General features: G+C 57.7%; 2 rRNA genes. Both read right to left on the minus strand.

The features are described 5' to 3' along the window. Positions 1-107 (minus strand): 5S ribosomal RNA (rrf, locus tag ABD089_RS13735); the annotation flags it as partial. A 118-nt stretch (positions 108-225) separates the two neighbouring features. Continuing rightward, positions 226-697: ribosomal RNA gene (locus tag ABD089_RS13740) — 23S ribosomal RNA — on the minus strand; the annotation flags it as partial.

Genomic DNA, 697 nt, shown 5'->3' on the forward strand with positions numbered 1-697 from the left:
GTCCTAGTCTCCCACAGGCTCCCGCCTGCAGTACCATCGGCTCTGTAAGGCTTAACTTCCGGGTTCGGAATGGGACCGGGTGTTTCCCTTACGACATGGCCACCGAAACACTATGGAGATGTATCGGATAACACGAGCACACACCCAAAACCCTGGGGTCTGGTGGTGCTTACGGGTTCCCGACCGTATCTCGGGAACCACACAGTGGACGCGTAGCATCTTTGTAGGAACAAGCCCTCGGCCTATTAGTATCGGTCAGCTCCACACATTGCTGTGCTTCCACATCCGACCTATCACCCGGTGGTCTGCCGGGGGCCTTACCAGCTTAACGCTGTGGGAACCCTCATCTTGAAGCGTGCTTCCCGCTTAGATGCTTTCAGCGGTTATCACTTCCCAACGTAGCCAACCAGCCGTGCCCTTGGCAGGACAACTGGCACACCAGAGGTTAGTCCGTCCCGGTCCTCTCGTACTAAGGACAGCTCTTCTCAAGATTCCTACGCGCGCAGTGGATAGGGACCGAACTGTCTCACGACGTTCTAAACCCAGCTCGCGTGCCGCTTTAATGGGCGAACAGCCCAACCCTTGGGACCGACTCCAGCCCCAGGATGCGACGAGCCGACATCGAGGTGCCAAACCATGCCGTCGCTGTGAGCGCTCGGGCAAGATCAGCCTGTTATCCCCGGGGTACCTTTTATCC

The organism is Luteococcus sanguinis (assembly GCF_039527675.1).
In the GTDB taxonomy this organism is placed as follows: domain Bacteria; phylum Actinomycetota; class Actinomycetes; order Propionibacteriales; family Propionibacteriaceae; genus Luteococcus; species Luteococcus sanguinis.